This is a genomic window from Paraburkholderia sp. RCC_158 (assembly GCF_041355255.1).
Classification (GTDB): Bacteria; Pseudomonadota; Gammaproteobacteria; order Burkholderiales; family Burkholderiaceae; genus Paraburkholderia; species Paraburkholderia graminis.
Map to the genome: position 1 here is coordinate 144,303 of NZ_JBFUPM010000008.1, position 19,875 is coordinate 164,177.

At 64.8% G+C, this 19,875-nt stretch carries 14 protein-coding genes; 11 read left to right on the top strand and 3 right to left on the bottom strand.

Annotated features, from left to right (window positions below; genetic code table 11):
- Positions 1-61 precede the first annotated feature (61 nt).
- The 8 genes from AB6809_RS17750 (at position 62) to AB6809_RS17785 (ending at position 10,127) form a co-directional block, all read left to right on the top strand.
- Positions 62-1,297, top strand: a complete 1,236-nt coding sequence (locus AB6809_RS17750; RefSeq protein ID WP_371026902.1) for an aspartate aminotransferase family protein — start codon at positions 62-64, stop codon at positions 1,295-1,297.
- A 68-nt stretch (positions 1,298-1,365) separates the two neighbouring features.
- Positions 1,366-2,442 (top strand): arginine/ornithine succinyltransferase subunit alpha, encoded by a 1,077-nt coding sequence (aruF, locus tag AB6809_RS17755; RefSeq protein WP_029969176.1) that lies wholly within the window; start codon positions 1,366-1,368, stop codon positions 2,440-2,442.
- A complete protein-coding gene (gene astA, locus AB6809_RS17760; RefSeq protein WP_006051091.1) occupies positions 2,439-3,476 on the top strand; it encodes an arginine N-succinyltransferase in 1,038 nt (345 codons plus the stop codon). The genes aruF and astA overlap by 4 nt, the downstream gene beginning before the upstream one ends.
- A gap of 2 nt (positions 3,477-3,478) precedes the next feature.
- The gene (astD, locus tag AB6809_RS17765) at positions 3,479-4,942 is read left to right on the top strand and encodes a succinylglutamate-semialdehyde dehydrogenase (RefSeq protein WP_029969178.1); all 1,464 of its coding nucleotides are present in this window, start codon (positions 3,479-3,481) and stop codon (positions 4,940-4,942) included.
- Between the two features lie 9 nt (positions 4,943-4,951).
- Positions 4,952-6,292 carry an N-succinylarginine dihydrolase gene (gene astB / locus AB6809_RS17770; protein ID WP_029969180.1) on the top strand — a complete coding sequence of 447 codons (1,341 nt, stop codon included), beginning with the start codon at positions 4,952-4,954 and terminating at the stop codon, positions 6,290-6,292.
- The gene (gene astE, locus AB6809_RS17775) at positions 6,276-7,328 is read left to right on the top strand and encodes a succinylglutamate desuccinylase (RefSeq protein WP_029969182.1); all 1,053 of its coding nucleotides are present in this window, start codon (positions 6,276-6,278) and stop codon (positions 7,326-7,328) included. Before astB ends, astE begins: the two co-directional genes overlap by 17 nt.
- 299 nt (positions 7,329-7,627) lie before the next feature.
- On the top strand, positions 7,628-8,422 hold the full coding sequence (locus tag AB6809_RS17780; RefSeq protein ID WP_029969183.1) for an ABC transporter substrate-binding protein: 795 nt from the start codon (positions 7,628-7,630) through the stop codon (positions 8,420-8,422).
- A 307-nt stretch (positions 8,423-8,729) separates the two neighbouring features.
- Entirely contained in the window at positions 8,730-10,127 is a 1,398-nt protein-coding gene (locus tag AB6809_RS17785) for an HDOD domain-containing protein (RefSeq protein WP_029969184.1), read from the top strand.
- Between the two features lie 154 nt (positions 10,128-10,281).
- On the opposite strand, the gene AB6809_RS17790 is transcribed toward AB6809_RS17785, so the two are convergent.
- Both AB6809_RS17790 and AB6809_RS17795 read right to left on the bottom strand, forming a co-directional pair.
- Positions 10,282-11,739, bottom strand: a complete 1,458-nt coding sequence (locus AB6809_RS17790) for an HDOD domain-containing protein (protein WP_029969185.1) — start codon at positions 11,737-11,739, stop codon at positions 10,282-10,284.
- Positions 11,740-11,830: 91 nt separating this feature from the next.
- Complete coding sequence (locus tag AB6809_RS17795) at positions 11,831-13,669, bottom strand: bifunctional diguanylate cyclase/phosphodiesterase (RefSeq protein ID WP_006051084.1); 1,839 nt, start codon at positions 13,667-13,669, stop codon at positions 11,831-11,833.
- Positions 13,670-13,967: 298 nt separating this feature from the next.
- Between AB6809_RS17795 and AB6809_RS17800 the strand changes: the two genes are divergently transcribed.
- From AB6809_RS17800 to AB6809_RS17810, 3 genes are all read left to right on the top strand, one after another.
- Positions 13,968-15,302, top strand: a complete 1,335-nt coding sequence (locus AB6809_RS17800; protein ID WP_029969186.1) for an EAL domain-containing protein — start codon at positions 13,968-13,970, stop codon at positions 15,300-15,302.
- Positions 15,303-15,459: 157 nt separating this feature from the next.
- The gene (locus AB6809_RS17805) at positions 15,460-16,020 is read left to right on the top strand and encodes a peroxiredoxin (protein WP_006051082.1); all 561 of its coding nucleotides are present in this window, start codon (positions 15,460-15,462) and stop codon (positions 16,018-16,020) included.
- 22 nt (positions 16,021-16,042) lie between these two features.
- A complete protein-coding gene (locus tag AB6809_RS17810) occupies positions 16,043-16,507 on the top strand; it encodes a hypothetical protein (protein ID WP_006051081.1) in 465 nt (154 codons plus the stop codon).
- A gap of 44 nt (positions 16,508-16,551) precedes the next feature.
- On the opposite strand, the gene AB6809_RS17815 is transcribed toward AB6809_RS17810, so the two are convergent.
- Positions 16,552-19,872 carry an efflux RND transporter permease subunit gene (locus AB6809_RS17815; RefSeq protein ID WP_029969187.1) on the bottom strand — a complete coding sequence of 1,107 codons (3,321 nt, stop codon included), beginning with the start codon at positions 19,870-19,872 and terminating at the stop codon, positions 16,552-16,554.
- Positions 19,873-19,875 lie beyond the last annotated feature (3 nt).

Consider the following 19,875-nt stretch of genomic DNA (forward strand, 5'->3'; position numbering starts at 1 on the left):
ACGTATCGCGCGCGGTTTCCTACACTGTCTGTATTACCTCTCACCGTAACGAGGATTTGCCATGAACGACCTGACTGTGACACGCAAGACCTTCGACGAAGTCATGGTGCCGGTATTCGCGCCCGCCGCCTTCGTGCCGGATCGCGGTCTCGGCTCACGCGTCTGGGATACGCAAGGCCGCGACTATATCGACTTCGCCGGCGGCATCGCCGTCACCGCGCTCGGTCACGCGCATCCCGAACTGCTGAAAGTTTTGCAGGAGCAGGGCAGCAAGCTGTGGCATATCGGCAATGGCTACACGAACGAGCCGGTGTTGCGTCTTGCGAAACGTCTCGAAGACCTCACCTTCGCGGACCGCGCGTTCTTCGCGAACTCGGGTGCCGAAGCAAACGAAGCGGCGCTGAAGCTCGCACGCCGAGTCGCGTTCGACCGCCACGGCGCCGAGAAATTCGAAGTGATCTCGTTCACGCAGTCGTTTCATGGCCGCACGTTCTTCACCGTCAGCGTCGGCGGTCAGCCGAAGTATTCGGAAGGCTTCGGACCGGTGCCGCAAGGCATCGTGCATTTGCCGTACAACGACATCGAGGCCGCGAAGAAGGCGATTGGCGCGAAGACCTGCGCGGTGATCGTCGAGCCGATTCAGGGCGAGGGCGGGGTGATTCCGGCCGATCCGGCGTTCCTGAAAGCGCTGCGCGAAGCCTGCGACCAGCACGGCGCGCTGCTGATTTTCGACGAAGTGCAAACCGGCGTGGGCCGCAGCGGCTACTTCTACGCGTACCAGGACACGGGCGTCACGCCGGACATTTTGACCACCGCGAAGGCGCTCGGCAACGGCTTCCCGATCGGCGCGATGCTGACCACGAACGAACTGGCCGCGCATTTCAAGGTCGGCGTGCATGGCACCACGTATGGCGGCAATCCGCTTGGCTCGGCCATCGCGGAGAAGGTGGTCGAACTGGTTAGCGATCCGAAGCTGCTCGAAGGCGTGCGCACGCGCAGCGACGTGCTGAGGGGTCATCTCGCGAAGCTCAACGAGCGCTTCGGCCTCTTCACCGAAGTGCGCGGCAAGGGCCTGTTGATCGGCGCCGAATTGACCGACGCGTACAAGGGCCGGGCGAAAGACTTCGTCACGGCCGCGGGCCAGCATGGCGTGATCATGCTGATGGCGGGACCGGAAGTGCTGCGTTTTGTGCCGTCGCTGATCATGCCGCTCGACGACATGAACGAAGGCTTCGAACGGCTCGCGAAAGCGATTGCCGAAGTGGTCGGCGCGAAGGCCGAAGCGGCGTCGAAATAAAACGGCGCGTTCAACGCCTCGCACCGACGCATAGGGGAACTCATGCGTCACATTCAACAGGAACGATGATGCTCTTCGTACGCCCCGGCCGCCTCGCCGATCTCGATGCGCTCGAACATATGGCGCGCACCGCGCAACCGGTGCTGCATTCCCTGCCGCACGACCGGCGCGCGCTGGAGGCACGCGTCGCGCTGTCGGAAGATTCGTTTCGCGCGGACGTCGACTTTCCGGGCGAGGAGTTCTATCTGTTCGTGCTCGAAGACAGCGAGACGGGCAAACTGATGGGCACGGCGAGCATCATCGCGGCGGCGGGTTATTCGGACCCGTTCTACGCATTTCGTAACGACGCGCTGATTCATGCGTCGCGCGAACTGCACGTGAACCGCAAGATTCACGCGCTCACCATGTCGCACGAACTGACGGGCAAGAGCCGGCTCGCGGGCTATTACATCGACCCGTCGCTGCGTGGCGATGCCGCCGCGCATCTGCTGTCGCGCGCGCGCATGATGTACATCGCCGCGAATCGGAAGCGCTTTACGTCCGAGGTGTTCTCGCTGCTGCTCGGCGTGACCGACGAGCATGGCGTGTCGCCATTCTGGGAAGCGGTGGGGCGCAAGTTCTTCGGCCGCGATTTTGCCGACATCGAAATCGAATCGGGCGGACGCAGCCGAACGTTTATCGCCGAAGTGATGCCGACGTATCCGATCTATGTGCCTTTGCTGCCCGAAGCCGCGCAGTGCGTGCTCGGCGAGCCGGATTCGAACGCTCTACTGGCGTATGAAATTCATCTGGAAGAAGGCTTCGAGACGGACCGCTTCATCGATATTTTCGACGCGGGCCCGGTGCTCACTGCGCAAGTGGACCGCAGTGCGTCGGTCGCGCGCAATGAAACGCGCGTCGTGCGCGAGACCGCCGCAGCCGCGAGCGGCGCTGCGTATCTGATCGCGCACAACGGCGTGGATGGCGAATTCCGCTGCGTGCTCGGCGATCTGCCGTCGACGAAAAGCGAAGGGGCACCCCTCGCGCAGGCGGCGCGGGCGGCACTCGGCGTGCAGGACGGCAATGCGGTGCGTTGCGCGCCGCTGCATCGTCCGGGAGACGAAGAAGATCAACAGCAGCACGAACAATCGGGAGACGCGCAATGATCGTCGTTCGCGTTGTGCAACGAGGCGATGTGGACGCGTTGATGCGGCTCGCGCAGGAAACCGGCCCAGGCCTCACCACCTTCAAGCCGGATCGCGAAGCGCTTGCCGCGCGCGTCGAACGGGCGCGCCGCACGATGGAAGACAAGGCCGCGCCGCATGAGGCAGGCTACTTCTTCGTGATGGAAGACACGCAAACCGGCGACGTCGCCGGCGTCTGCGGCATCGAAGCGGCTGTCGGCCTGCAGCAGCCGTTCTACAACTATCGCGTGAGCACGGTGGTGCACGCGAGCCAGGACCTCGGCATCTGGACGCGCATGCGCGCGCTCAACATCTCGCATGACCTGACGGGTTACGCCGAAGTGTGCTCGCTGTTTCTGAGCCCGCGTTATCGCACGAGCGGAGTGGGCGGCCTGCTGTCGCGTTCGCGCTTCATGTTTCTTGCGCAGTTTCGCGAGCGCTTTCCGCAGCGTTTGTGCGCGGAATTGCGCGGCCATTTCGATGAGCAAGGCACGTCGCCGTTCTGGCGCGCGGTCGGCTCGCATTTCTATCAGATCGACTTCAACGCGGCCGATTACCTCAGTTCTCATGGACGCAAGGCGTTTCTTGCCGAGCTGATGCCGCGCTATCCGGTGTATGTCGAGTTGCTGCCTGAAGAAGCGCAGCAATGCGTCGGCCTCACGCATAGCGACACGATTCCGGCGCGCCGCATGCTCGAAGCGGAAGGGCTGCGCTACGAGAACCACGTCGATATTTTCGATGCCGGTCCGGTGCTCGAGTGCCATATCTCCGACTTGCGCACGGTGCGCGAAAGCGTGATGGTGCCGCTCGAAATCGCCGACGTGCCGGCGGGCGCGCCGCAGGATGCGCCGCGTTCAATGGTGTCGAACACATCGCTCGGCGATTTTCGCGTGGGCGTGGCGGCGGGCGTGCCGCAAGACGGCGTGTTCCGCATGAACGCGATCGAAGCGTCGGCACTCGGCGTCAAGGCAGGCGACCCGGTGCGGGTGCTGCCGCTGAAACATAAACAGGGATGATCATGAGCGAGCTTTTCATCGGCGGCGAATGGGCTGCCGGCACGGGACCCGCATTCGAGTCGCGCAACCCCGGTACGGGCGCGACGGTGTGGGAAGGCAATAGTGCGTCCGCGGACGACGTGGACCGCGCGGTGCGCGGCGCGCGGCGAGCGTTCGCGGCATGGTCGGCGCTGAGTCTCGACGAGCGTTGCGCGGTGGTGCGCCGTTTCGCCGCGCTCGTCACCGAGCGCAAGGAAGCGCTCGCTGAAGCGATCGGCCGCGAGACCGGCAAGCCGCTGTGGGAAGCGCGCACTGAGGCGGCTTCGATGGCCGCGAAAGTCGAGATTTCGATTCAGGCGTACAACGAGCGCACCGGCGAAAAGCGCTCGCCGATGGCGGACGGCACCGCGGTGTTGCGGCATCGTCCGCATGGCGTGGTCGCCGTGTTCGGGCCGTATAACTTTCCTGGGCATCTGCCGAACGGGCATATCGTGCCGGCGTTGATCGCGGGCAATGCGGTCGTGTTCAAGCCGTCAGAACTTGCGCCGGGCGTCGCCGCGCTGACCGTGCAAATCTGGGCCGATGCCGGCTTGCCGGCCGGCGTGCTGAACCTCGTGCAGGGCGAGAAGGACACGGGCGTTGCGCTAGCGAATCATCGGCAGATCGACGGCCTGTTCTTTACAGGAAGTTCGGATACCGGAACATTGTTGCATAAGCAGTTCGGCGGACGGCCGGAGATCGTGCTCGCGCTCGAAATGGGCGGCAACAATCCGCTCGTGATCGGGCCGGTCGCGGACATCGACGCCGCCGTGCATCACACGATCCAGTCGGCGTTTCTGTCGGCGGGGCAGCGCTGCACTTGCGCACGCCGCATTTTCGTACCGAACGACGCGTTCGGCGAGCGCTTTCTCGCGCGCTTCGTCGAGGTGAGTTCGCGCATCAGCGTCGGCGAATATAACGCCGAGCCGCAGCCTTTCATGGGCGCGGTGATCTCGGCGCGCGCGGCCTCGCGCCTCGTCGCGGCGCAGGAACGCTTGCTCGCGGATGGCGCACATGCGTTGCTGAAAATGGAGCAGCGCGATCCGAAGCTCGGCTTCGTCACGCCGGCCATTCTCGACGTGAGCGCCGTGAAGAATCTGCCCGACGAGGAACACTTCGGGCCGCTCGCGCAGATCATCCGTTACGACAGCTTTAACGAAGCGCTCGAAAAAGCCAACGACACCGAGTTCGGTTTGTCCGCGGGCCTGCTCGCCGACGACGAATCGCTGTGGACGCATTTCCAGCGCACTATCCGCGCGGGCATCGTCAACTGGAACCGGCCGACCAACGGCGCGTCGTCGGGTGCGCCGTTCGGCGGGCCGGGGCGTTCGGGCAATCACCGGCCGAGCGCTTATTACGCGGCCGATTACTGCGCGTATCCGATGGCGTCGGTTGAAAGCGCGCAACTGCAAATGCCCGCGAGCGTCTCGCCGGGCCTTCAATTCTAAGGATCGACGATGCAAGCCACTGAAGCCAATTTCGACGGCCTGGTCGGCCCGACGCACAACTATGCGGGGCTGTCGTTCGGCAACGTCGCGTCGCAGAACAACGAGAAGTCGGTTGCGAATCCGAAGGCGGCCGCGAAGCAGGGTCTGCGCAAGATGAAGCAGTTGGCCGATCTCGGCTTTCATCAGGGCGTGCTGCCGCCGCAGGAGCGTCCGTCGGTGCGTCTGTTGCGCGAGCTGGGTTTTTCCGGCGACGACGCCACGGTGATCGCCAACGTGGCGAAGAATGCGCCCGAGTTGCTGGCCGCCGCGAGTTCGGCTTCGGCGATGTGGACCGCGAATGCCGCGACCGTGAGTCCGTCCGCCGACACGCACGACGGCCGCGTGCATTTCACGCCGGCCAATCTGTGCAGCAAGCTGCATCGCGCGATCGAACACGAATCGACGCGCCGCACGTTGCGCGCGATTTTCAGCGACGCCGATCGCTTCGCCGTGCATGAGGCTTTGCCCGGCACGCCCGCACTCGGCGACGAAGGCGCGGCGAATCACACACGCTTTAGCGCGGAATATGGCGCACGTGGCGTCGAATTCTTCGTGTACGGCCGCAGCGAGTATCGCCGCGGACCCGAGCCGAAACGCTTTCCCGCGCGTCAGACGTTCGAAGCGAGCCGCGCGGTCGCGCATCGTCATGGCTTGCAGGAAGAAGCAACTGTCTACGCGCAGCAGAATCCCGAGGTGATCGACGCAGGCGTTTTTCATAACGACGTGATCGCGGTCGGCAACCGCAACACGCTGTTCTGTCATCAGCTTGCGTTTGTCGAACAGCAGGCGGTGTACGACGAGTTGCGCGCGAAGCTCGTTGGCCTGAAGGCGGATTTCAACGTGATCGAAGTGCCCGATGCGCAGGTGAACGTGGCGGACGCGGTCTCGTCGTATCTGTTCAACAGCCAGTTGCTGACGCGCCCCGACGGCAAGCAGGTGCTGGTGGTGCCGCAGGAGTGCCGCGAAAATCCGCGCGTGGCCGCGTATCTGGACGATCTGACGTCGCACACGGGTCCGATCGACGAGGTGCTCGTGTTCGATCTGCGCGAAAGCATGAAGAACGGCGGCGGGCCGGCGTGCCTGCGTCTGCGTGTGGTGTTGAACGAGGCGGAGCGCGCGGCGGTCACACGCGGCGTGTGGATCGACGACACGTTGTTCGGGCGGCTCGATACGTGGATCGAAAAGCATTATCGCGACCGTCTCGCACCGTCTGATCTCGCCGATCCTAAACTGCTCGTCGAGTCGCGCACCGCGCTCGATGAACTCACGCAGATTCTCGGCCTCGGATCGCTCTATGACTTCCAGCGCTGAGCGCGGCGAGCCGGTCGCGATGCTCGACGATTTCCTCGCCTATACGCTCGCGGGCACGCGGCCTGCCGCGAACGACATGCAAGGCACGTGCGCCGGCGGCGTGCGCTGGTCGTGGCTCGATGACGGCGTGCTGCTGCTCGAGCCGGCCGCGTCTTTGAACAACACACGCAGCGTGCTTGCATCGGCCGGCGTGCATGGCGACGAAACCGCGCCGATCGAACTGCTGTCGCATCTCGTGCGCGACATCGCGCGCGGCGACGCAGCGTTGACCTGCCGCCTGCTCGCGATCCTCGGCAATGTCGATGCGATGCGCGACGCGTGCCGCTATCGCGACGACGATCTCAATCGCCTCTTCAGCGGCCGGCATCTGCAACTGCCGCACAGTCACGAGGCGCCGCGCGCCGCGGCGCTCGAGCGGGCCGCTGTGCAGTTCTTCGATGCCGCTTCGAAAGAGCCGGGCGCGCGCTGGCATATCGACATGCACACGGCGATCCGCGCGTCCGCGTTCGAGCGCTTCGCGCTGCTGCCGCATACGGGCAGGCCATTTTCGCGCGCGATGTTCGAGTGGCTCGGCGAGGCGCGCATTAGCGCAGTGCTGTTGCACACCACGAAGGGCAACACGTACTCGCATTTCACCGCGCAGGCTTGCGCTGCCGACGCGTGCACGCTGGAACTCGGCAAGGTGCGTCCGTTCGGCCAGAACGACCTCACGCGTTTTGCGGGCGCGGATCAGGCGTTGCGTCATCTGCTCGCGGGCACGAATGGCAATACGCAAGCGGAACTGCCGCGCGCCTTCACGGTGATCGACCAGATCACGAAGCAAAGCGACGCGTTCGAATTGCTGGTCGCGCCCGATGTCGCGAACTTCACGCCGTTCGCGAAGCACACCTTGCTCGCACGCGATGGCGACTATCGCTACGTCGTGCAGCATGACGAAGAGCGCCTCGTGTTTCCGAATGCGACGGTGAAGCCCGGTTTGCGCGCGGGCTTGATGGTGATCGAGACGACTGAAGAGACGCACGGCGCGCTCGTCTAGCGGCGCGATGTGTAAAGACACGAAGGCGCATACTATTCGCGCCGGTTGAGCTCGTTGCATTGCTTGCGCCACCGCGACATCAACTTGCAGCTTTGCGCTTCAGCGCTGCCCCGCGCTCGCGACGCAGCCTTCACCCCAACGCCACGCAGCCGCGGCAAACGAGCCTGTACAATCCCCGCCTCGCGGCTGTTGCGCTGCACCACAACGGCCGCGCGAGTTTGAATCGCATTTTTGGCGCGGCAATCATGCCTGTCCGGATTCGGCTCCGTCCTGTTCAATACCGTAGAGGAACACCCGTAATGAAGATGAATTGGCGAAACACGGCTGCGCTCGCGCTATTCGCGACGGCAACGCTCACGGCAGCGTCCGCTTCGGCGGCGGACATCAAGGAAGTGCGCTTCGGTGTCGAGGCGTCGTATGCGCCGTTCGAATCGAAGTCGCCGTCGGGCGAACTGCAGGGCTTCGACATCGACGTCGGCAATGCCGTGTGCGCGAAGCTGAAGGCGAAGTGCGTGTGGGTCGAGAATTCGTTCGACGGCCTGATTCCCGCGTTGCAGGCGCGCAAATTCAACGCGATCAACTCGGACATGACGATCACCGAGCAGCGTCGTCAGGCCATCGACTTCACCGACCCGATCTACACGATCCCGAATCAGATGATCGCGAAGAAGGGCAGCGGCTTGCAGCCGACGCCCGCGTCGCTGAAGGGCAAGCACGTCGGCGTGCTGCAGGGCACGATTCAGGAAACCTATGCGAAGGCGCGTTGGGCGCCGGCCGGTGTCGACGTCGTGCCGTATCAGACGCAGGATCAGATCTACGCGGACCTCTCGTCCGGGCGTCTGGATGCATCGTTCCAGGACGCGGAAGCGGCATCGAAGGGCTTTCTGAAGAAGCCGCAAGGCGCGGGCTTCGAGTTCGCCGGTCCGGCCGTCACCGACGAAAAGCTGCTCGGCGCGGGCGTGGGCTTCGGCATTCGCCGCGGCGACAAGGCGTTGAAGGACGCGTTGAACGAGGCGCTGAAGGAACTGAAGGCCGACGGCACGATCGACCGTTTCGCGTCGAAATACTTCGACGTGAAAGTGGTGCTGAAGTAACGCGTTGCACATCGACGCCTCGACAAAAAACGGCCGCTGCTTGCGGCCGTTTTGCATGGTGCGCGTGGTTGTCCGCCTCGTCATGGGCGCTATCGGCTTTCTCCGCCCGCCAAATATTTCCAGATATTGTTTTGTGGACATGTGCGCGCAAGACAGCCTGCGCTAAAATCGCCGGGCGCGCTGCGATGGCGAACCTGGCCGTCGCCAACGCGACGTCGCAAACGATAAACACGCCGCGCGCGTTGCCGTGCGGCGAAAACCACAAGACAGCAGCAAGCGCCGGGGCGGCGCCTCGCGGGGGACCACAATGAGCACCATTGCAGTCGAAAATCCGGGCCGTGCATATGCCAGCGACGCCACGGACGATGCGCAGTTGAACGCCAGCTTCGCGCGGCAGCCCATCCTCAATCGGGACGGCATGCTGTGCGGCTACGAGCTCAAGATACGCGCGCCGGAAGCGCCGGCAGAGGCGCGATCCGACCTCGGCGCTGAGGCAGACACCAAAAACGGCGCAGACGATCAAGACGATCAAGACCCGCGAGCCGGCCGGGCGCCCACGCCCGCGCAGCGCGTGGCGCGCGCGATCATCCTCGGACTGGTCGAGAGCAATGTGCGCAACGCGCTGACCGGGCATCCTGCGTATATCGACACGAACCGCGACATGCTGTTCGACGACGCAATCGAGCGGCTGCCCGCCGAGCGCTTTCTGTTCGAACTGCCGCCCGACATGCAGGTCGACGACGAGCTGATCGCGCGCATCGTGCTGCTGCATGGCCGGCGCTATCGTTTCGTGCTCGACGACGTCACGCAGCCCAACGAGACTTTCGCGAAGCTCTTGCCCTATGCGGAAGCCATCAAGATCGACATCACGCGCGCGCCCGCCGCGCTGTTGCCCAAGCTGACGAGCGTGCTCAAATCGGCGGGCAAGCTGCTTATCGCAGCGGGGCTCGACGCGCAAGCCGATTTCGAAACGGCGCACGGCCTCGGCTTCGACCGCTTCCAGGGTTACTTCTTCGCGCGTCCGCAAACCTCGTTGACGCGCCGCGTGAGCGCGCCGCGCCACGCGTTGCTCAATCTGCTGCAATTGCTCGCCGGCGACCCGACCGTCGCGCAGCTCGAAGCGGAACTCAAGCTCAACCCCGTGCTGGTGATGCATCTGATGAAGCTCGCGAATTCGAGCGGCTTTGCGGTCGGCCACAAGGTGACGACGCTGCGCGAGGCGATCAACGCAACCGGCACCGACCGCATCGCGCGCTGGACGCAGTTGCTGTTGTATGCGGACGGCCGCAAGGTCGCGCTCGAAGACGATCCTCTGCTGCAACTCGCGGCCACGCGCGCGCGTTTCATGGAACTGGCGATCGAGCGTCTGCCGGACGCGGGCCGCGACGAAGCGGACGCGGCGTTTCTCACGGGTGTGTTTTCATTCGTCGATGCGGTGTTCGGCGGCTCGCTCGAAAGCACGCTTAACGTGCTGACGTTGTCGCGTCCGATTCAGGCGGCGATTCTGCATCGCGAGGGCGTGCTCGGCCAACTGCTCGCCGCCGTCGAGGCGTTGGAAAACGGCGCGTGGGACACGCTCGCCGCGCGCTGCGCGCAGCTTGCGCCGTTGACAATCGAAGAGGTCGCGCAAATGGGACTCGCGGCCGGCGCCTGGGCAGGCGTCGCGGACCGCAGCGCGGAAGGGTTGGAAAGAATCGAGGACTGAGCCCGCTAATGCGACGAAGCCGGCATGCAGCGCATGCCGGCTTCTAAATCAGCCTTGGAAAACAGCTTCGCAAATCAGCTTAAGAACACCTGGCGTCGGGCAAACACAGAAAACTGCAGACTCACGCGACGTGATCAGCGATCACGCCACGTCTTTACATCGTCTCCATTTCCCGCATCTGCCCCAGGCCGAAAAAACGGCCTAACTCCCTGGCCAGTTCGTTCAGCACGCTCATCTCCTTCTGCGAGATGCGGCGTGGCTCCTGCGTATGAGACCAGTCGCCATAGAGCAACGCGACCGTCTGGTCCGTTTCATCCACCACGGGTAACAGCACGAAGGCGCGGGCGTCGTCGAACGAACGGCGGAACCACTCGGGCAGCCGCGCGACCATTTTCGGATCGCGCGCATTTTCGATGAAGATGCCCACCGAATTCGCGATGGCCAGGTGGAACACATCGGGCTCGAACGCGGAGCTGAACGTGAGCTTGGGCAGCGCCGCGTCGATCTTCGGGCCGAGGCCGAGACGCGCGCGGAACGTGCCGTTGCTGTGCTTGACGAATACCACGGTGCGCGCAAAGCCGAGCGCCGCGAGCACCGTTTCCGACGCCATGCCGAGGGCCGGCGCGAGCGAGCTGCTGTCAGGCAGATTGCGCAAATCCTGGACGCCCGCCGCAATGCGCGACTCGGGGTCGAGCGCCTCGCGCGCCATCGCGTCCGCATTCGCGCGCAACTCGACGATCTCGCGCATCACACCGTCGCCGCCTTCCTCGCGCGCCAACGCCACGCTCATTTCGAGCAGCACTTCGGGATCGGTGTTGAGCGCGCGGCTATATTCCTGCGCGAGTTCGGCGATGCGCTGCTCGCGCTCGAAGTCGGGCATGTTCTGCTGCGTGAGGACGTCCGCGACCGCCGTCGAATAATTGGTGATCGCGCGCAGCCACTGCACCTGGCGCGGCTGTTCGGTGTCTTGCGGATCGAACTCGCCCATGCCCGAGCGGATCATGTCGGGCAGGCGCCAGCGCACCGCGGCTTCGGCGCCGATTTCGTCGAAGGTCACGCCGAGCACCAGCACGCACGCATCGGCTTCGAGCGTGCCGCCTTCGATGTGCCGGCGAATCTGATCCCATTCCGCGTCGAGATAGAACACCACCAGCAGCTTGCCGATTTGCCGCATCAGCGTGCAGACCACGGCTTCCTCGCCGGCACGCAGATCGCCGCGCTCCGTCAGCTTGCGCGCGACGCAGCCCGACAGCAGCGTGCGGTTCAGTTCGAGTTTCGCGTCGATGCGGCGCGGCGCGCTGTGATGAAAGTGATCGACGATCTTCAGGCCGACGACTAGATGACCGACCGCATCCATGCCGAGCACCATCAACGCGCGCGACACCGTGGTGATATTGCCGCCGAACGCCATGTACATGGCCGAGTTCGCGAGCCGCAGCACTTTTTGCGTCAATGCGAAGTCCGACAGCACCACCTGCACGAGGCCGGTGAAGTCGAGGTCGTCGTTGTTCATTGCCGCCATGGTGGTGCGCAACGACTGCGACAGCATGGGGAAATCGCCGCGCTCGCTCATTCGCGTCCAGAGCCGGTCGAGCACCGCCGCCTTTACCATGTGAGTCCCGCAAAAGCCATACGTGTTCCAATGAATGCCATGCCGGCGCGAGGCCGGCTGATGCCGCTGCTTGAGCGCTTGAGCCGCACCGCTATGCGCTGTGCAGATGAAGCGAACGCGCTTCGAAACGCTGCGCCAGTTCGTCGGAGGGCAGCGCCTTGCAGACGAGCCATCCCTGTATGTGGTCACATCCCATTTCGGTGAGCAGGCTGCGCTGCGCTTCCGTTTCGACGCCCTCGGCGACCAGTTCGAGGTCGAGCGTCTGGGCGAGCCCGACCACTGCGCTGACGATCGCCTGATCGTTCCGGGAGGTTAGCAGATTCTCGACAAAACTCCTGTCGATCTTAAGTTTTGCAAGGGGAAACCGTTGCAGGTAAGCCAGGCTCGAATAGCCGGTGCCGAAATCGTCGACGGCGAAGCGGATGCCCATCGCCGTCAGATCCTCGAGCAGCACCTTCGCGTGCGCCGGGTCGTGCATCAGCAGGCTTTCGGTGATCTCGAACACGAGGCGCCGCGGATCGATGCCGGTCAGCTCGATCGCCTCGCGCACGGCGTCCTTGAAGCGCGGGTCGCGGAACTGCTGCGGCGACACGTTGACCGCGACGTATTGCAGCGAGATGCCCCGCGCGTCCCACTGGATCAACTGCATGCAGGCGACCTTGAGCACCCAGTTGCCGAGGAAGTTGATGAGCCCGACCGACTCCGCGAGCGGAATGAACATCGACGGCGGCACGAGTCCATGCACCGGATGCATCCAGCGGATCAGCGCCTCGACGCCGACCACGCCGTGCGTGCGGCTGCTCGTGATCGGCTGGAAGTGCAGCGAGAACTCGCCGTTGCGCACGCCGTCGTACAGATCGGCCTCCAGCTTCAGGCGCTCGGCGTCGGCGGGATTGTCGTCCGGCACGTAGAACGCGAGCGTATTGCCGCCCGCCGACTTCGCCTGCAGCAGCGCGTGATCGGCCCAGCGCAGCAGATGGGTGTCGTGCGCGGCGGTGTCGTTGGCGTGACGCACGTCCGGATAGAGCGCAATGCCGATGCTCGCGGACAGATGCACCTGCTGGCCGCTGAAGACATACGGCTGCTGGATCGCGGTCAACAGACGCCGCGCCAGCGCTTCGGCGGCGGCCGCGGCGTCGGTGCGGTTCGCGGCGGGCTTCACGAGAATCGCGAACTCGTCGCTGGCCACGCGCGCGACCGTCTCGTTCGGACCCGTCATGTTCAGGATGCGCCGCGCCGTGTCGCGCAGCATGTCGTCGCCGGCGTCGTAGCCGAGCGCACGGTTCACGCGCTGATAATCGTCGATGTCGAGCAGCAGCAGCGCGGCGGGCGTGCCGTGCGCGTCGGCCTGCTGCTGCGCCTCGAGCAGCGCGGGAATCAGCGCCGACTGGTTGGCGAGATTGGTCAGCCGGTCCAGATGCAGCGCCTGGATCAGGCGCTCCTCGCTCGCGCGCCACGCGGACACGTCGAAGCCGGCGATCGCAAAGCCGTCGATGCCGTTATGGCTGTTGCGCACCACGCGCAGCTCGACGGTGATCGGATAGGTCAGCGACTTGATGAGCCCGAGCGTCGCCTTCTCGACGTTGCCGGAGGCCGAGGCGCGAACGAGCAGCGCGTCGAGCCGCGCGACGTCGGCCTGCGCCACCAGCTCATGCAGCGTGATCGTCTCCAGATACTCGCGGTGATAGCCGATAAAGCGCAGGCTCGCGTCCGAAACATAGATAAAGCGCAGGTCGCTGTCCACGTGCGCCAGCAGGTCCACGGCGCCGACCACGTGCTCGAAGTGCAGCGCGGCGGGCGGCTCGGCTTGCGGCCTGGCTTGCGGCCTGGATTGCGGCTTCTGTTCGACGCGCCGGCCAAGCGCCAGAAGCCGGTCGACGACCGTGCGCAAGGAGCCCCGGCGGGGCGCGGTGATCCTGTTCGCTTCCATGTTTGTCGCTGGCAACCTGTGTTCGTCTGCGGGCGGAGCGGTTTGACGGTCCGCCAGGTGAGGGCGGTGAAAAACTATCAGGCCGCCCCATCAGGACTAGATAACGGCCTGCGCCCTGGAATCTTTAGTGCTTGCGCGAGAAAAACATCCCGTAAGGGACGAGACTGCGCGCGGCGGCAATTCCCAACCGCCGATTCCGTTAAAGTGCGGTTGCCTCACGTCCGTTAATACGGCAAACCCCCTGTGCGGTGGCGCGCGCCGCTGCCGTGCAGTCCTTCGAAAGCTGCATCGACGATCCATGTCTGAACTACATCTGGTCAGGGCCTCCGCCCGGCGCATCGAGGTGCGCGACGCGTCCGGCGACGATCCCGACGCGGCTGCCGCCCCGCAGTTCGTTTATCTGGGCCGGCAGCCGATCCTCGATCGCCAGGGCGCGCTCAACGCGTACGAGCTGCTGTTCCGGGCCGGCGCCCACAATTACGCCGAAGTGACCAACGACGCGCAGGCGACCGCGCAGGTGGTGGCGCGCGCGCTCGGCGGAATCGGCGTGCCGGCCGTGCTCGGCCCGCATCGCGGCTTCGTGAACATCGACCGGACCATGCTGTTCGACGACATTGTGCATGTGATGCCGCCCGAGCGCTTCGTGCTCGAGATCCTCGAAACCGTTCAGTTCGACGCGCAACTCGGCCGCCGGCTCGGCGAGCTGCGGCGCGGCGGCTTCCAGGTCGCGCTCGACGACGTGACCGCGCTGTCCGACGAACTGCTCGCGATGCTGCCGCATGCGGACATCGTCAAGATCGACTTTTTGCAGACCGAGCGCGCGCATTTGCCCGAACTGGCGGCCGCGATGCTCGGCCAGGGCAAGACGCTGATCGCCGAGAAAGTGGAGACGCGCGAAGACTTCGCGCTCGCCCGCGAGCTCGGCTTCGATCTGTTCCAGGGTTATTTTTTCGCGCGGCCGCAAGTGCTGGCCGCGCCGCGCAACCGCTCGCCGCGGCCGGGCCTGCTGCGTCTGCTCGCGCTGCTTTCGCGCGATGCCGGCATCGTCGAACTCGAAGCCGAACTGAAGCTGAATCCGAGCGTGGTCGTGCAACTGCTGCGGCTCGTCAATTCGAGCGCGTTTGGTCTCGGACGCAATATCGCGTCGTTGCGCGAGGCGATCATCGCGACCGGCACGCGGCAGATCGCGCGCTGGGCGCAACTGCTGCTTTACGCGGACAGCGGCGATCTGCCGTGGCGCGCCGATCCGCTTGTGCAACTCGCGGCCACGCGCTCGCGCTTCATGGAGCTGGCGGCAAGCTGGATGCGTCCCGCCGACGACGAATTTGCCGACGCCGCGTTCATGACCGGCATCTTTTCGCTCGTCCATGTGCTGCTCGGCACGACGCCGAAGGCCGTGCTCGAGAAGCTCGGTCTCGCGGCGCAGATCCGCGAGGCGATCGTCGAACTGCGTGGGCCGCTCGGCATGCTGTTGCGTATCGCGGAGGCGGCCGGCGAGGGCGCCGACGCGGCGTCGATCGCACGCTCGGCGGATGCGCCGCCGGAATTCGCCGCGCTCACGCCCGAGATACTGGCCGAGCTGAATCTGTCGGCGGCCGCGTGGTTCGGCGCGCATGTGCAGGAAGCCGCCTGATTCTTTGCCCCTGATTCTTTGATGTGCGCCGATTGCTGCATGCGGCGCTGCGTTCCGCGCGTGTTTTTCGCGTACGTGGTCCAATAGAGCACAAGGCCGACGGACTCCTTTGCGAGGGAGACGCCGTGCATCAACGCAACGCTCAAAGGATCAGCCGATGAAACGAAAACTCCTGCCCGCCGTGCTGGCCGCTGCCGTGTCGGTGGCATGCGCCGCCTGGTCGTTGACCGCGGGCGCGACGCTCAAGCCCGGCGACACCGCGCCGCAGTTCACCGCGCAGGCGTCGCTCGGCGGCAAGACGTACACGTATTCGCTCGCCGACCAGCTCAAGAAAGGACCGGTGGTGCTGTACTTCTACCCGGCGGCTTTCACGAAGGGCTGCACGATCGAGGCGCATGAATTCGCCGAGGCCGTCGACGAATACAGCAAATACGGCGCGACGGTGATCGGCGTGTCGCACGACAACATCGACACGTTGACGAAGTTCTCCGTCAGCGAGTGCCGCAGCAAATTCCCGGTGGCGGCGGACGCGGAGTCGAAGGTGATCGGCGCCTACGACGCGGGCCTGCCGATGCATAGCTCGATGGCCAATCGCGTGTCGTACGTGATCGCGCCGGACGGCAAGATCATCTACGAATACACGAGCCTTTCGCCCGAAAAGCATGTCGAGAACACGTTGAAGGCCGTGAAGGATTGGGCCGCGGCGCACAAGCAATAAGGCTTTTTGTCGAGAGTTCGCGATGCCGATTCTGATTGCACTACTTGCGCTGATCGCGCTCGTGTATGGCGCCGTGCGCGCGTTCGACGCGTTGCAGGCGGCGGCGGGGACGGCGGTGGCCGTGGGCGTCGCCGTGCTCGTAGCGTTGCTGCTGATGGCCGCGCTTGCGTACTGGCTGCGCCGCCGTAAGGAAGTCGCGCCGAATATTCATGACGGCAACTGGACGCACTTGCTCGACGGCAGTTGGGGCTCGGTGCGGCTCGCCTCGGGCCAGCGTTTCTGCGAGATTCGCGTCGGCGCCGAGCACGGCGCGTATATCTTCGCGGATCTGCTTGGCGCGGATGTCGAGCGTCGCGAAACGCAATGGCAACTCGCGCTGAAGGTGAAGGACGCCGCTCACGGCATATGGCTGCTGCCGATGCAGAACGAGCGGCAGGCAAAGCAATGGCAGCGCATTTTTCTGCTCGCGATGGAGCAGAAGCTTTAGCGTTGCCCGGCTTCAAAGCCCGCCGCGCATCCCATGCAAGAACCTCACGCAGACGGTGCGACACCGCCTCTGCGCGCCTTCCTCGACTCCCACCGCACGCGAATCCGGTCCATATAAAGGTAGACCACCGGCGTGGTGTAGAGCGTGAGCATCTGGCTCATGATGAGCCCGCCGACAATCGCAATGCCGAGCGGCGCGCGCAACTCCGCGCCTTCGCCGCGTCCAAACGCGAGCGGCAACGCGCCGAGCATCGCGGCGAAGGTCGTCATCATGATCGGGCGAAAGCGCAAGAGGCACGCCTCGCGAATCGCGTCGCTCGACGAGCGGCCGTGGCGCGACGCTTCGATTGCGAAGTCCACCATCATGATCGCGTTTTTCTTGACGATGCCGATCAGCAGAATCACGCCGATCAACGCGATGATGCTGAAGTCGGTCTTGAAGAGCAGCAGCGCGAGCAAGGCGCCGACGCCCGCCGAGGGCAGCGTCGACAGAATGGTGAGCGGGTGGATATAGCTCTCGTACAGAATGCCGAGCACGATATACACGGCGGCGAGCGCGGCCAGAATCAGGATCGGCTGATCCGACATGGACTGCTGGAACGCCTGCGCGGTGCCCTGAAAACTGCCGTGTATCGTCGCCGGCATGCCGATCTCGGCCATCGTCTGGTAGATCGCGTCGGTCGCCGTGGAAAGCGACACGCCGGGCGGCAGATTGAACGAGATCGTCGACGCGACGAACTGGCTCTGGTGATTCACCGAGAGCGGCGTGTTGCCGGGCCCGAAGCTCGCAATGGCCGACAACGGCACCATCGTTTCCTTCGACGTCGACACCGCTGCGCCCGACGATGCGCTCGACTTGCCGCTCGTCGCAATCGAGTTGATCGCCTGGTTGCGCGCGGAATCCGCGGCAATGGAGGCGGCGCTCGATGCAGTCGTGCCCGCCGTGCCGCCCGCCGAAGCGCTAGTGGACGACGAGGTGGACGTGGTCTCCTTCGTCACGGTTCCGGCCGGCGCGTTGGTGGTCTGCGCGCCGCTCGCGCTGCCGCCGGACGTGCTGATATAGACCTGCTTGAGCATGTCCGGGCTTTGCCAGTACTTCGGCGCGACTTCCATCACAACGTGATACTGGTTGAGCGGGTTGTAGATGGTCGACACCTGGCGCTGGCCGAACGCGTCGTACAGCGTGTTGTCGATCTGCGCGGGCTTGATGCCGAGGCGCGCGGCGCTCGCGCGGTCGATCGTCACCATCGCTTCCAGGCCGCCTTGCTGCTGGTCGGAGTTGACGTCGGCCAGTTCCTTGCGCGCCTGCAGCGCCTCGGTGAGCTTCGGTCCCCACAGGTACAGGTCGGGCGTGGAATCGGCGAGCAGCGTGAACTGGTATTGCGCATTCGACTGCCGTCCGCCCACGCGAATGTCCTGCACCGCTTGGAGGAACGTGCGCGCGCCCGCCACGTCGCCGAGCGGCGCGCGCAGTTGCTGGATCACCTGATCGGCGGAAATCTTGCGCTCGCTCTTGGGCTTCAGCGAGACGAACATGAAGCCCGAATTGGTCTGCCGGCCGCCGGTGAAACCGACCACGCTATCCACCGCCGGATTCTTGCCGACGATGTCCATCATTTGCGAGAACTTGCCTTTCATCGCCTGGAACGACGTGCTCTGGTCCGCCTGAATGCCGCCGATGAGCCGCCCGGTGTCCTGCTGCGGAAAGAAGCCCTTTGGCACGATGATGTAGAGCCACACGTTGATGCCGATGGTCGCGAGCAGCACCATCAGGATCAGCCGCGGATGCAGCAGCGCCCAGCCGAGCGTGCGTTCGTAGCCGCGCTGCATCGACGCAAAGCCGCGTTCGAGCCAGCGCCCGAAGCGGCCTTCCTCTTTCTGTTCGTGCGGCTCGCGCAAGAGGCGCGAGCACATCATGGGCGTGAGCGTGAGCGAGACGATCAGCGACACGCCGATTGCGAGCGACAGCGTCAGCGCGAATTCGCGGAACAGCCGTCCGACGATGCCGCCCATCAGCAGGATAGGCAGAAAGACGGCGACGAGCGAGATGCTGATCGACATCACCGTGAAGCCGACTTCGCGCGCGCCGAGGAACGCGGCCTTCATGCGCGGCACGCCGTTCTCGATATGACGCGAGATGTTTTCCAGCACCACGATGGCGTCGTCCACCACGAAGCCGGTCGCGATGGTCAAGGCCATCAGCGAGAGGTTGTCGATGGAAAAGCCGAGCAGATACATCGCGCCGAACGTGCCGATGATCGAGATCGGCACGGCCACGCTCGGAATCAGCGTCGCGCGCCAGTTGCGCAGGAACAGGAACACCACCATCACGACGAGCGCGACGGCGATCATCAGCGTGTACTGCGTGTCCTTGAGCGACGCGCGGATCGTGGTCGAGCGGTCGGCGGTCGGCGTGATGTCCACATCGGCGGGCAGCGACGCGTGCAGTTGCGGCAGCATCGCGGTGACGCGGTCGATTGTCTCGATGATGTTCGCGCCCGGCTGCCGGTACAGAATCACGAGCACCGAGCGCTTGCCGTTGAAGAGACCGAGGTTGCGCAGGTCTTCGACGGAATCGACCACTTCGGCGACATCCGACAGTCTGACCGCCGAGCCGTTGCGATACGCGATCACGAGGTCGCGGTATTGCGACGCCTTGCTCGCCTGGTCGTTCGTGTAGATCTGCACGCGGTTCACGCCGAACTCGATGGAGCCCTTGGGACTGTTCGCGTTGGCCGCGGCGAGCGCGGCGCGCACGTCTTCGAGACCGATGCCGTAGTGGAACAGCGCCTGCGGTTCCAGTTCGACGCGCACCGCGGGATTGGCCGACCCGCTCACGTCCACTTCGCCGACACCTTCCACTTGCGACAGCGACTGCTGCAGGACGGTCGCGGCGGAGTCGTACAACTGGCCGGCGGTCAGCGTTTTCGACGTCAGCGCGAGAATCATGATCGGCGCGTCGGCGGGATTCACCTTGTGGTACGTCGGATTGCTGCGCAGGCTCGCCGGCAGGTCGGCGCGCGCGGCGTTGATGGCCGCCTGCACGTCGCGCGCGGCGCCGTCGATATTGCGGTTCAGGCCGAACTGCATCGTGATGCGCGCGGAGCCGACCGAACTCATCGAGGTCATTTCGGTGACGTCGGCGATCGAACCGAGATGCCGTTCGAGCGGACTCGCGACGCTGGTGGCCACCGTATCGGGGCTCGCACCCGGCAACGACGCCTGGATCGAAATGGTCGGGAAATCCACTTGCGGCAGCGGCGCGACCGGCAGCTTCATGAACGCGAAGATGCCGGACAGCGCAATGCCGATTGCGAGCAGCGTGGTCGCGACGGGGCGCGAGATAAAAGGACGCGACAGGTTCATCGC

Bases quoted from the DNA above. Each gene is read 5' to 3' on its own strand.
- AB6809_RS17750 (WP_371026902.1), top strand. From the start codon at position 62: ATGAACGACCTGACTGTGACACGCAAGACCTTCGACGAAGTCATGGTG.
- AB6809_RS17795 (WP_006051084.1), bottom strand. From the start codon at position 13,669: ATGGAAGCGAACAGGATCACCGCGCCCCGCCGGGGCTCCTTGCGCACG.
- AB6809_RS17805 (WP_006051082.1), top strand. From the start codon at position 15,460: ATGAAACGAAAACTCCTGCCCGCCGTGCTGGCCGCTGCCGTGTCGGTG.
- AB6809_RS17800 (WP_029969186.1), top strand. From the start codon at position 13,968: ATGTCTGAACTACATCTGGTCAGGGCCTCCGCCCGGCGCATCGAGGTG.
- astA (WP_006051091.1), top strand. From the start codon at position 2,439: ATGATCGTCGTTCGCGTTGTGCAACGAGGCGATGTGGACGCGTTGATG.
- AB6809_RS17780 (WP_029969183.1), top strand. From the start codon at position 7,628: ATGAAGATGAATTGGCGAAACACGGCTGCGCTCGCGCTATTCGCGACG.
- AB6809_RS17790 (WP_029969185.1), bottom strand. From the start codon at position 11,739: ATGGTAAAGGCGGCGGTGCTCGACCGGCTCTGGACGCGAATGAGCGAG.
- astD (WP_029969178.1), top strand. From the start codon at position 3,479: ATGAGCGAGCTTTTCATCGGCGGCGAATGGGCTGCCGGCACGGGACCC.
- AB6809_RS17815 (WP_029969187.1), bottom strand. From the start codon at position 19,872: ATGAACCTGTCGCGTCCTTTTATCTCGCGCCCCGTCGCGACCACGCTG.
- AB6809_RS17785 (WP_029969184.1), top strand. From the start codon at position 8,730: ATGAGCACCATTGCAGTCGAAAATCCGGGCCGTGCATATGCCAGCGAC.
- astE (WP_029969182.1), top strand. From the start codon at position 6,276: ATGACTTCCAGCGCTGAGCGCGGCGAGCCGGTCGCGATGCTCGACGAT.
- AB6809_RS17810 (WP_006051081.1), top strand. From the start codon at position 16,043: ATGCCGATTCTGATTGCACTACTTGCGCTGATCGCGCTCGTGTATGGC.
- astB (WP_029969180.1), top strand. From the start codon at position 4,952: ATGCAAGCCACTGAAGCCAATTTCGACGGCCTGGTCGGCCCGACGCAC.
- aruF (WP_029969176.1), top strand. From the start codon at position 1,366: ATGCTCTTCGTACGCCCCGGCCGCCTCGCCGATCTCGATGCGCTCGAA.